The 12519-nt window shown below is 58.0% G+C and carries 8 protein-coding genes; 5 read left to right on the forward strand and 3 right to left on the reverse strand.

The genetic code is table 11. The features are described 5' to 3' along the window. Positions 1-337: 337 nt before the first annotated feature. On the reverse strand, positions 338-1360 hold the full coding sequence (locus ABIA48_RS01055) for a zinc-dependent alcohol dehydrogenase family protein (RefSeq protein ID WP_429486584.1): 1023 nt from the start codon (positions 1358-1360) through the stop codon (positions 338-340). A gap of 269 nt (positions 1361-1629) precedes the next feature. Between ABIA48_RS01055 and ABIA48_RS01060 the strand changes: the two genes are divergently transcribed. Then, positions 1630-2544, forward strand: coding sequence for a LysR family transcriptional regulator (locus tag ABIA48_RS01060; RefSeq protein ID WP_429486586.1), 915 nt, complete (start codon positions 1630-1632; stop codon positions 2542-2544). 57 nt (positions 2545-2601) lie between these two features. On the opposite strand, the gene ABIA48_RS01065 is transcribed toward ABIA48_RS01060, so the two are convergent. Together ABIA48_RS01065 and ABIA48_RS01070 are read right to left on the reverse strand one after the other, a co-directional pair. After that, a complete protein-coding gene (locus ABIA48_RS01065) occupies positions 2602-3888 on the reverse strand; it encodes a type II toxin-antitoxin system HipA family toxin (RefSeq protein WP_429486588.1) in 1287 nt (428 codons plus the stop codon). Next, positions 3881-4198 carry a helix-turn-helix domain-containing protein gene (locus ABIA48_RS01070; RefSeq protein ID WP_008053646.1) on the reverse strand — a complete coding sequence of 106 codons (318 nt, stop codon included), beginning with the start codon at positions 4196-4198 and terminating at the stop codon, positions 3881-3883. The genes ABIA48_RS01065 and ABIA48_RS01070 overlap by 8 nt, the downstream gene beginning before the upstream one ends. Before the next feature lie 292 nt (positions 4199-4490). On the opposite strand from ABIA48_RS01070, the gene ABIA48_RS01075 reads away from it, so the two are divergent. The 4 genes from ABIA48_RS01075 (at position 4491) to bcsB (ending at position 12519) form a co-directional block, all read left to right on the forward strand. Then, the gene (locus tag ABIA48_RS01075) at positions 4491-5867 is read left to right on the forward strand and encodes an NfeD family protein (RefSeq protein ID WP_429486589.1); all 1377 of its coding nucleotides are present in this window, start codon (positions 4491-4493) and stop codon (positions 5865-5867) included. A gap of 963 nt (positions 5868-6830) precedes the next feature. Then, complete coding sequence (bcsQ, locus tag ABIA48_RS01080) at positions 6831-7991, forward strand: cellulose biosynthesis protein BcsQ (RefSeq protein WP_429486591.1); 1161 nt, start codon at positions 6831-6833, stop codon at positions 7989-7991. Beyond that, entirely contained in the window at positions 7988-10219 is a 2232-nt protein-coding gene (bcsA, locus tag ABIA48_RS01085) for a UDP-forming cellulose synthase catalytic subunit (protein ID WP_429486592.1), read from the forward strand. The genes bcsQ and bcsA overlap by 4 nt, the downstream gene beginning before the upstream one ends. A 41-nt stretch (positions 10220-10260) precedes the next feature. After that, entirely contained in the window at positions 10261-12519 is a 2259-nt protein-coding gene (gene bcsB / locus ABIA48_RS01090) for a cellulose biosynthesis cyclic di-GMP-binding regulatory protein BcsB (protein ID WP_429486594.1), read from the forward strand.

Here is a 12519-nt window from a genome sequence, read left to right on the forward strand (position 1 = left end):
CTTAGGAAACGTCCGACAAAGTCCCACAGACTCTTAATACAAGAAATAAAGAAGAAAGTTGTCGCTGAGTTTTTGGCAACTACACAACAACGAACTAATTTTGAGAGGTGCACCGACGGCGCACATTGAAAAGTTCCAGCCTGACACCCAGCCATGACTCATTCCTTGAGATGAAAGTAATCATTCAATTATCAGGGCTTAGTGGCTGATTAGAAGCTACAGATTACGAGCAAAAACCAGTTCAGTTGCTGGACTGGCCTGAGAGTCGCCGGGTTTCGAGGGCGTAAACGAAGAGTCCGTGCGGGCACGGACTCTTGGGGGAGCTTTTCGGTAAGCCTTACGCCGGTTCGACCTGCAGCGCGACCCTTTCCCGACACGGGCATTCACCCATGTAACGGTGCGCTTCGACAAACTCGGCAAACGGGAAGACCCGAGTCTTAAGTGGCAGCAATACGCGATCAGCGGTCAACTGGTTGATATCGCGCAAGGCCCGTTGCAACGCCGCCTGGTCCTGGACGATACCCAGCTCCGGCTTGCCGGTGAAGTTGCCGATGCAGTGCACGAAGAACTGAATGTTCTTCTGGAACGCTGCGCAGGCCGGGAATGGTGTCTGGTTGCCACCTTGCAGGCCGTAAAGCACCAGGCTGCCACGAGGCGCCAGCACGTCGCCGAGCAGCGACATCTGCGGACCGCCCAAGCCATCGAACACCACGTCCACACCGCGGTTGTCGGTGATTTTGTTGATCCGCATGAGCAGATCTTCTTCCTCGGTGACGATCACCTTCTCGGCACCCAGCGACAGCAGGTATTCACGTTCCTCCGCGGACTTGGTCGCGGCGATCACTCGAACACCCAAGGCCTTGCCCAGTTGTACGAACGAAGGTCCGGCGCAATGACTGGCGTCAGTCACCAGGGCGAATTGCCCGGGCTTGACCCGTGCCAGGTCGGTATAAGCGAAATAGGCGACCAGCAACGGCGTGTAGTGCACGCTGGCTTCAATCGGGGTGAGTACGTCCGGGTAACGGGTCAGTGCCGAGCGCGGCAAGACGATCTGCTCGCCGTAGACCGGGTAATCGTTCGGGCTTTCGGCCGGAAAACTGGCAACCTTGTCACCGACGGCCAGGTCTTCCACGCCATCGCCGACGGCAGTGACGATACCGGCCATTTCATGGCCAAGGCCTGAAGGCAGGCGAGCATGGGATGAGGCCAGGTTCTGGCGCCAAAGAATGTCATACCAACTGATGCCAATCGCTTCGACGCGCACCTGCACTTCGCCCGGTGCAGGCAGAGCCGCCGCATGCTCTTCGCATTTGAGCACCTCGGCTGGACCAAACTTGTGAAAACGGATCGTGCGGGACATCGCAAACCTCGCCAAATAAACCTCTAATGCCATGAACTCTAGCTGGGCTTTCAACCCAACACTATCAGTGGCTATTAATAGTCGACATGCCTGTCATTGATTCCGCAGCGGCGGCAACATCGTCAAATGTCGTAAGAAACTGAAGCCGCTTTTGTAGGAAAACTGAATTACTCGGTGCAGAGTACCAGCCTTTCCCCGTAATATTCCTGCTGGCCATTGTTCTCATATGGCCGCCCACGTCAAGTTTGCTGATTCTGCCAGGACTCCAGATGAATCGTAATGACCTGCGTCGTGTCGACCTGAACCTGTTGATCGTTTTCGAAACATTGATGCACGAACGCAGCGTGACCCGTGCTGCGGAAAAACTGTTCCTCGGCCAGCCAGCCATCAGTGCGGCGCTCTCGCGCCTGCGCGGGTTGTTCGATGATCCTTTGTTTGTGCGTACCGGCCGCAGCATGGAGCCGTCCGCCCGGGCGATCGAGATTTTCGCCCTGCTCTCTCCGGCACTGGATTCGATTTCAACTGCGGTCAGCCGCGCGGCCGATTTCGACCCGGCCACCAGTACCGCAGTGTTTCGTATCGGGCTGTCGGACGACGTCGAGTTCGCCTTGCTGCCGATGCTGCTCAAGCGTCTGCGCGCCGAATCGCCGGGGATTGTGCTGGTGGTGCGCAGGGTCAACTACATCCTGATGCCCGGGTTGCTGGCATCCGGCGAAATATCCATCGGCGTCAGTTACACCACCGACCTGCCGGCCAATGCCAAGCGCAAGGTACTGCGCCGCAGCAAGCCGAAGCTGTTGCGCGCCGACACCGTGCCGGGGCCGTTGAGCCTGGATGACTACTGCGCACGCCCCCATGCACTGGTGTCGTTCGCCGGTGACCTCAGCGGCTTCATAGATGAAGAACTGGAAAAACTCGGGCGCAAACGTCATGTGGTACTCGCGGTGCCGCAGTTCAATGGCTTGAGTACCTTGCTGGCCGGCACTGACATCGTCGCAACCGTGCCGGACTACACCGCCGATGCACTGACTGCTGCGGGCGGCGTACGGGCTGAAGACCCGCCGTTGCCGGTGCGCAGCTTCGAACTGCACATGGCGTGGCGAGGGTCGCAGGATAATGATCCGGGTGAGCGCTGGTTGCGGTCGCGGATTCAGATGTTCTTCGGTGACCCTGAGAGTCTCTAGGGGGCGTCGGGCAGGCTATTTATCTGATCCGGCGCGAGCGCCCGCTCCTCCCGATCTTCAACGGCGACCGCTGCCCGCATGACCGCGGTGTAACCGAGCTACGTTCTGATCGATGCGGCCTTGGATCGTGCGCAAGGTGTCTCGAGTAATAACCTGTGGGTATAGGTTCTCGGCGATGCTTGCAAACTGGCTAGCCACATCACAAATGCCGTCAATCATTCTGCCTGCAACGTCCGGGGGCACCTCGGCTTCCTCGGCAAGCCGAAGCATTTGCGTGCGGGAAATCGACAGGGCTTCCCCCATCACATCCATCTGGTGATATCCACTTGGCCCCTCGCAGAAGGTCACGTCGTAAGCCGGCGACAGTCTCCACTGACCGTCTTGCGACATGATGTAGGCAAAGTTCTTGGGATGATCGTCTCTGTTGTTGAACGCAACATTGAAGACGGCACGTTCGAAGGCCACCGCCATCTCTCGCACGTCGTTGGTACACATCTGTGTTGCCCGCAAGAAGTTGACGTAGTCCAACACCCCTGGAGACTGGTAATTTGCCCCCGTGAACGCCGCGAGGCTTTGCATGGGGACGCGCAGACCATCCCGACGGTCAAATCGCTTACTGGCAAACGCCGCCAACCCATTAGGCAGACTGAAGTACTGCGTGTCAGGGGTCTCGATACCGCACATGCGCAGGCATTCGGCGTAGACCATTTCGACAGCGCACACCTCGGCATGTTCTTCTTTGGCCGGGAACTTAATCAACCATGCTTCAAAGCCCGCCGTCACGGCAGTGGTAAACCGGCCAGTTTCGGGATCGCGATAGACGAGGGCCTTAGGCCTTGCACCTTGAGGCGAGCCGCCCACCAGCAGCAACGTCTGCAGGAACTCGCCACCGTCTCCATGGAGCACTTCCTGCACTTGGGCGGCAAGCTGCTCCAGCGGGATGTGGACTTCAGACTCCTGTCCTTCGGGTGCCACGGGCTCAAACGTCATGGCCCCCATTGCATTGCTACCGATGTAGGCCAGCCGTTCCAGTGAGCCGATGCGCGCCGTGGTGAGCCCGCGGCGCCTGAACATACGGTCCATAAGCAACATGCCCCACCCATCCGGCAAGGAGTCGTAAACAGGCCCTGGCAAGTACAGTTGGTGGTCTGGAAAATCTCGGCGCAAGTGAGCCCCCTCCAATGGCAGCGTGTAGGAGGACAGTTCCAAGCCCCTTTGCCTGGCTTCATTGCTGTACTCGAACACGATCAGCGGGCGACCGGTCAGGGCAGTCGTGGAGACCAGTGTGCCCCATTGCCATCGCTCACCCCATCCCTCGTAGAAGACATTCACCTGCTCAAGCATTGCCGGACTTCCTCTTTGTACGGAGACGATTGGCGCTGTTTTCGTAGCGCCGAATATCCTCAATGCTGTCCAGCTTTGGCAGGAACAGGCCTTCCAGTTCCTTGGTTCGGCCAAGAGCCATCGCCACCCGAACGACGTTCTCGAATCCGACATTGCGCCCGGCTTCAAGGTTGGACACTGTATTTGTGCCGATGCCGGCACGCCCGGCCAAGTCGGCTTGTGTCATATCCAGCGCCAAGCGCTCTGTGCGCAAACGATCGCAGAGGCGCTTGACGACCTCGCTCGGCTTGCTGAAGCTTAAATCCAACATAGCGTATACCTAGCCCATTCTGTGCCAGTTAGTTCCCAAAATTATAGAATTAAGGTTTAGCCCTATCAAGCGACTTAATTCCCTAAACCTGTGTCTTATCGCTTAATTTCTAGTTTTAGCCACAATTTAATGGATTTATATATCATAAAGTCAAAGGACAGGGACAACTATTGGGAGCCGTTCAGAACCGTACTCTGGGTGAAGGCTTGCCTTCCACCCCATCGCCCATGACTGACTCAACTACGCTTTAAGTGAGTGTTGCAGGCTGTCATACCCGCAACCGGGAGATTCCGTGAACAGTCACTGGTGGTGCCGCCTGCTCCTGCTAGTAATACTGATCGGGTTACCGACGGGTTCGACGACGGCTGCAGGCAGTGTCGTGGTACTCACCGTCAACGATGCTATTGGTCCGGCCAGTGCCGACTACGTGGAGCGCGGCCTGGCGCGTGCGGTGACCGAGGGTGCGCAGTTGGTGATCATCAGCCTCGACACCCCCGGCGGGCTGGACACCTCAATGCGTTTAATTATTAAGGCGATTCTGGCCAGTCCCTTGCCAGTGGTCAGTTTCGTTGCCCCTAGTGGCGCACGCGCGGCCAGCGCCGGAACCTATATTTTGTATGCCAGCCACATTGCCGCCATGACCCCGGGTACCAACCTGGGCGCCGCTACGCCGGTGCAGATCGGCGGCCTGCCCGGGACCGCGCCCGAACCGCCGAGCCCACCCACCACCGACAAGAGTTCTGCGCGTGAGTTGCAGGACACCTTGACTCGAAAACAGATCAACGATGCGGCGGCTTACATCCGTGGTCTTGCGCAATTGCGCGGACGCAATGCCGACTGGGCCGAACAAGCAGTACGTGAATCGCTCAGCCTGTCGGCCCACGAAGCGCTCAAACTCAAGGTGGTCGATTATGTGGCCAATGACGTGGCAGACCTGCTCAAGCAATTGGACGGCAAGAGCCTGAATGTCGCCGGTCAAACGTTGAGGCTGAGCACCGCCGGGGTTGCGCTCATCGACCATGCGCCTGATTGGCGCACACAACTCCTGGCGGTGATCACCAACCCCAGCGTGGCGTTGCTGCTGATTATGCTCGGGGTCTATGGCTTGATATTCGAGTTCATGAACCCTGGGTCGGGTGTTGGTGGGGTGCTAGGTGGCATCTGCCTGTTGCTGGGGCTGTATGCCCTGCAACTGTTGCCCGTGAATTACGCCGGGGTCGGACTGATTCTGCTGGGGATCGCCTTCATGATCGCCGAGGCGTTTCTACCGAGTTTCGGTGTAATCGGCTTCGGTGGGGTGGTTGCTTTTGTAGTTGGCGCAGTGATTTTGATGGACACCGATGTACCGGGCTTTGGCATTCCGTTGACGCTGATCATTGGCATGGCACTAATCAGCGCCCTGTTGCTTATGACTCTGGTCGGCATGGCGCTCAAGGCCAGACGCCGTGCCTTGGTCAGCGGCGATGCGGGCTTGGTCGGCAGCCTGGCCACGGTGACGGGGCTGCTGCCGGGTCTGCCTATGAGCGGCTGGGTGCAACTGCAGGGCGAAAAATGGCAAGTTCAGAGCTGCTCGCCCCTGCACCTGGGCCAACAGGTCCGGGTGGTGAGGCGCACGGGCGTGATGCTGGACGTCATTGCGCTGGATGAAACGTCACCGTCAGGACGTTGATCCATGTTCGTCGAATTGAGTTTTGGCCAACTGCTACGACAGCGCAATCCTATATTCATGAACCCGCGGATTGCTCCTTTCTGACGAGTACCTATTGTGTCGAGCCTCCCCTTTTGGTTGCTGCATCAATCGGCGTATTCATTGCCTAAAATGACGAACATTGTGTCAGTCCAACTCTCTTCGCTCTGACCTCTCGCAACAGTTCTTCACGGCTCGTGAAGTGGCTCAGGCGATAAGCTTTAATGGCACCGCTCACTCCGCCTGATCGACAACGCGCATCCGCATTTCAATCACCGGTTCAAGAACTTCAAGCGTCTTGGTCGCGCTCGTGACGCTCAACTCATCCATCAAATCGGGCAATCATTGAGGCTGCTGGGCTCTCTTTTTTTTGGATTAGCCCTAACCCACTCCGTCGGCGCAACCAACTGTGCGTCGAAAATACTCAATGAACTCTTGCCCAGCGTCTGGATAAACTTTTTCAATATAGAAAAGGAAAACCATAAGAGCGTTTTTTCTCCCGAGTTGCCTTGCTCCCGATTGCCTTCATTTCCAAAACAGCACATAGCACGGCGAACAAAGACGAAAAATGCAGGATCCGACTTTCCATACTATTTTTCTATAGGCCAGAGCTGTGTAAAAGGAGCTATTGCCTGAGCGCGGGGGTTATCCGTGAAGAATCTCTGTCCCGGTGTTTGTGGAATGAGGCTCCAAGTGCGCGTGGAATCTGCAAGTAGAGTAACTAATGGGCGCATTCTAACATTCACACTTTCCACGGATAACACAGTGCCTTAATAACGCTCCGGCGAGTACAAACAAGTATCAATGACTTTTTATAACAATCGTTGACACCCAGACGCAGCCCCCCTAAAGTGCTGGCACTCTGCCAACACCAAGACGACACATCAACTTTGTCAAGTTAATGGAATGCTGAGTTTCTGAGTTATTTCATTCCTGGTACAACGCATGAAATATGTAGACGATATTACGAAACTCTTTACACGTTTTGGCGCCAACGCGGAGAGTTACCAGGAAATACAACCGAATTATAAAGATTTCAAAGACGACCCGGTTACACCAGCTGCGGCTGAGCCAGAGTCGTCGGCGGCATTGTCTTCCCCAACACCCCCTGTGTTTCCGCTGAACGAGCCACAGCCTTCCTTATTGATTGGCGTGCCGGTCGAGCCGGTGAAGAATGTTGTCCTCTCGCGACCTTCGCCCAAATCCCCTTCCCCGACCGAGCCACCTGCGGGTTCTGCTACGGGTGACCGTCAGCGATTGAGCGACCTGTTGCGTGAACTCAGCCAGGTTCGTCGAGACGCTCTGTCAGAAACGACTCGCAAGCGGACCAGGGCGAAGGTCATTGCTATCGTTTCGGCGAATGGTGGCGTGGGTAGAAGCACCATCGTTGCGGGTCTCGCGAAAACACTTCGGCGCCCCGGCGGGCGAACCATCGCGATTGATCTGGACCCTCAGAACGCGCTGTCCAGCCACTTGGGCATCACCAGCCAGGCTCCCGGGCTGATTCAGCTCAAGGATCAGGACGCAGACTGGGGCGCTCATCGCCTGCCAGGCTTTAGCGATAGCGAATGCCTGCCCTTCGGCACTGGCGAGGTGAACGATCGCCGATTGCTCAAGCAGATGATGCTTGAGGATTCTGACTGGTTGAATCAGCACCTTGCGTCAATGAACCTCAGCGAAAACGATACCGTGATCCTGGACACTCCTTCGGGTGAGACCGTCTATTCGCAACAGGCACTCGACGCCGCCGATCTGGTGCTGGTGATGACGGTGGCCGACGCGGCCTCCTACCTGGCTCTGGACAGCATGACCCAGTGGCTGGAAACCAGCCGACGACGCGCGCAGCGGCAACGGTATGTACTCAACCAACGGGATGACTCGCGTTCGTTCAGCAGGGACATGGGCGTGCTGTTTCTGCGGCGGCTCGGCGCCAACCTGATTGGGACGATTCGCCTCGATCACCAGTTCAACGAGTCGCTGGCCCATGGTCGGGACTTACTGCAATACGCACCTGAGAGCATTGGCTGTCAGGACATTCTTTCGCTGTCAGGCGCGGTCCATGCCCTGCTTTTCGCGGAGAATTCCAGCCAGCAGGACACGCCATGACCGTCCAGCTGAATCAGCTGCCTGCAAAGACTTGGTGGTTGCAGGGGCTACTGGATACTTTCCAGGCTCGCGTCAGTCGATGGCCCCTGATTTGGCGCCAGGGCCTGAAGATCTCAGGCGGGCTGATCGCAGCATTATTGGTGCTGGGTATCCTCACTGCGCCGCAGAATCTGTATTCCCAGGCCGTGTTTGCCGCTGTCTGTTTTGCCGCCAGCCTGATCATTCGCAAGCAAGCCGGGCGACTGGCGATCCTGACCCTGATCACCCTCTCGCTGATCGCTTCGTTGCGTTATATGTACTGGCGCCTGTCCGACACCCTGGGCTTCGACAACTGGCAAGATGCCGTATTTGGCTACGGGCTGGTGCTGGCCGAACTGTATGCCTTGCTCGTCCTGGTCTTCGGCTATGTACAGACCGCCTGGCCGCTGCACCGCAAACCGCAGTTTCTGCAACAGCCACCCGCTGAATGGCCGACCGTAGATGTCTTCATTCCCACCTATAACGAAGCATTGGGTATCGTCAAACTGGTGGTGCTCGCCGCTCAGGCCATCGACTGGCCCGAGGGCAAACTGCGGGTGCACGTGCTCGATGACGGACGCCGGGAGGAATTCAAGGTTTTCTGTCAGCAGATTGGTGTCAACTACATCACTCGCGACAACAATCAACATGCCAAGGCCGGCAACCTCAACGAGGCGCTCAAAGTCACCGATGGCGAGTTCATTGCCATATTCGACGCCGACCACGTGCCTACCCGCTCCTTCCTGCAGATCACGATGGGCTGGTTTTTCAAGGACCCGAACCTGGCGTTGCTGCAAACGCCGCACTTCTTCTATTCACCCGATCCGTTCGAAAAAAACCTCGAGACCTTTCGCTCGGTGCCCAATGAAGGTGAGCTGTTCTACGGTCTGGTGCAGGATGGCAACGACCTGTGGAACGCGGCATTCTTCTGTGGGTCTTGCGCGGTCATCCGGCGGACTCACTTGCTGGAAGTCGGAGGCATCGCCACCGAAACCGTGACGGAAGATGCGCACACGGCACTCAAGCTCAACCGCCGTGGTTTCAATACTGCTTACCTCGCCATTCCACAAGCGGCGGGACTGGCCACCGAAAGCCTTTCCCGGCACATCAGCCAGCGCATACGCTGGGCACGGGGCATGGCGCAGATTTTTCGGACCGACAATCCGTTGTTTGGCAAAGGACTGAACCTGGGGCAGCGCATCTGCTACCTCAACGCCATGATGCACTTTTTCTACAGCCTGCCTCGCCTGGTGTTCTTGACCGCACCCTTGGCCTACCTGCTTTTCGACGCGCAGATTTTCCATGCGTCGGCGCTGATGGTCACGGTCTATGTGCTGCCGCATATTCTCCATTCCAGCCTGACCAACTCCGCTATCCAGGGGCGCTTCCGCCATTCCTTCTGGAACGAAGTGTATGAGTCGGTGTTGGCCTGGTACATCATGCGACCGGTACTGTTGGCCCTGATCAACCCTTCGCTGGGTAAGTTCAACGTGACCGACAAGGGCGGCACCATCGAGGATAACTATTTCAACTGGAAGCTCGCGCGGCCTTACATCGTCCTGCTGACCTTGAACATGATCGGCCTGGTGATTGGCGTGGTGAAACTGATCGGAAGTGATTCGGCCCAGGCCACTACCCTGCTGATCAACCTGGCCTGGACTGTGTACAACATCATCATTGTCAGCACCGCCGTGGCGGTGGCCACTGAGTCCTCTCAGGTACGCAACGAACCCAGGGTGCCGGCGGATCTGCCTGTGCGGGTCTATCGCGAAGACGGCACCTCGTTTGATTGCATCACCCGGGACTTCTCACAAAACGGCGTGGGTCTGGCACTGCCACCGCCGGTTCAGCTCAGCATCAATGAGACGCTGCGGCTGTGCATTCTGCGCACACCTCCCTCAAGCCTCTTTCCCGCAAAAACGATCTTCAGCAACGACAACGTAGCGGGTGTGCAATTCGAGGGTTTGACCTTGCGCCAGCAAAGTGAACTGGTGCGACTGACCTTTTCACGGGCCGACACCTGGGCCAACACCTGGGGTAATGGCCGCCTCGATGCGCCCATGTCAGCGTTGCGCGAGGTCAGCGGCATTGGCTTTCGCGCCATCCTGCGCTTGTTCGTTGCGACGCTAAAGGACAGCCAGGCCCTGATGCGCAAACGCCCGGACGCTCCATCACCTATAGACTCCACCGCGGACACGCAACGATCTTGAATCTTTCCACTCGCCGGACCTTTCTTCCTCGTCACTCACTCATGCTGATCGCCTGCTCGCTAGCGGGCTGGAGCGGCTGGGCGTTGAGTGCTGCCGCCCAAATCAGCGCCACGGAGCCGGCGGTGATGCCGGCCGCGTCCTTGCCCGGGACCGATGCCCCGGGCAACAGCTATACCCGCAGCCTCAAGGAGCTGGGTAAAAGCTATTCGATGACCCTTAAAGGCGTGGAGGCGACCGACAGTGTGAATTTCGATGTGCGCGCCGATGAAGTCGTCACGGCTGCGCAGGTCACACTGCAGTACAGCTACTCACCGGCGCTGCTGGCCGATCTTTCGCAAATCAACGTGCTGATCAACGATCAAGTGGCCGCCAGCCTGCCCCTCCCGAAGGAAGAGGCCGGAAAACTGCAGACCCGGACCGTGCAGATTCCACCGCAGACCATTACCGAGTTCAACCGGCTCAGCCTGCAGTTCATCGGTCACTACACGATGCAATGTGAAGATCCGTTGCACTCAAGCCTTTGGGCCAGGATCGGCAACGAGAGCCAGCTGAGCCTCCAGGTGTCCTCGATTCAACAGCCCAACGACCTGTCCGCGCTGCCGCGTCCCTTGTTCGATCGTCGAGACGCCTCGCCCCTGAAGCTGCCCTTCGTGTTCGCCGGGCGCCCGGGCGGCCCTGAGCTTGAGGCAGCCGGTATTCTGTCGTCCTGGTTTGGCGCCTTGGCCAGCTACCGCGGCGCAACCTTCCCCGCCAGCCTCACCAGCCTGCCGGCCAAAGGCAATGCCGTGGTGTTTGTCAGCGGCAGCGAATCGACGACCCTGAGTGGCTTACCGATCAAAGAGGCCACGGGGCCGACATTGACCCTCATGAGCAACCCGAATGATGCTCAGGGCAAACTGTTGATCGTCTCCGGGCGCGATGGCGCCGATCTCAAGGTCGCCGCGACCGCGTTGGCCCTCGGTGGCTCGGCCTTTTCCGGGCAGAGCGTGGTGATTGACCGGATCGACTCGCTCAAGCCACGCCGACCGTACGACGCGCCTAACTGGCTGCCCTCCGATCGCCCGGTTCGTCTGGGTGAACTGGCCAAGTCCGCTGAACTCAATGTGTCGGGTTATAACCCGGGACAAATGACGGTTGCGCTGCGCTTGCCACCCGACCTGTTCAACTGGCGTGAACCCGGCGCGCAACTCGACCTTAAATACCGTTATACGCCGCAACCGGTCTCCACCAATTCCTCGTTGCTGATCAGTTTCAACGATACCTTTATCAAGTCGATCGACCTGCCTTCGATCGAGAAGCTCGGCAACAGCGACAGCCTGCTGTCGATGCTCAAAACCGACGACAGTCTGGCCCGCACGTCGCGCATGCTGTTGCCGCTCAATTCAGTTGCGCTGCAATCGCGCCTGCAATTTCGTTTCATGTATGACTACATCAAACAGGGCGAATGCCGCGACATCATCATCGACAACATGCGCGGTGTGATCGATCCGGACTCGACCCTGGACCTCAGCCAATACGAACATTTCATGGCCATGCCCAACCTCGGGGTGTTCAAGGACAGTGGCTTTCCGTTCACCCGCATGGCCGACCTTTCTGAAACATCGGTGATCCTGCCCAACGAGTCAGGCCCGGCCGAACTGAGCGCCTATCTGACCCTGCTGGGCCGCTTCGGCGACTCCACCGGTTATCCGGCCACCGGCGTGAAGGTGGTCCACGCCGACCAGGTGGCCGAGCAACGCGACCGGGATTTGCTGGTGCTTGCTTCGGGCAACAATCAGCCGTTGCTGGAGCAATGGCAAAGCCACCTGCCGGCCAAGGACGAGGATGCCGCGCAGTACTTTGAACTGTCTGACCTGCCCTTGCGTCTGCGCAACTGGGTCAGCCCGGATACGAAAGTCAATCTGCGCGAAGCGCGCAGCAGCTTCAGGTTTACCGCTGACGACGGCAGCGCTTATCTGACGGGATTCGAATCGCCACTCAAGAGCGGGCGCAGCGTGGTGTTTATCGCCAGCGCAAGGCCCAACGGCTTGGCCGATGTGACCAACGCCCTGCTGCGCAACGAAGAAAACGCCCACGAGTTGCAGGGCAGTCTGGTGGTGGTCAGGGGCAAGCATGTCGAATCGCTGGTCGCCGAGCAGGATTACTACGTCGGGAGCCTGGGCCCATTGCGCTATCTGCAGTGGTACCTCTCGCAAAACGTAATAGCGTTCATGCTGTTCACTCTCCTCGGGGTCCTGCTGCTTGCTTCAATGGCCTATCTGACCCTGCGCTTACGGGCTAAACGTCGACTTGGCCAATGA

Origin of the sequence: Pseudomonas sp. S30_BP2TU TE3576 (assembly GCF_050436025.1) — a bacterium.
Classification (GTDB): domain Bacteria; phylum Pseudomonadota; class Gammaproteobacteria; order Pseudomonadales; family Pseudomonadaceae; genus Aquipseudomonas.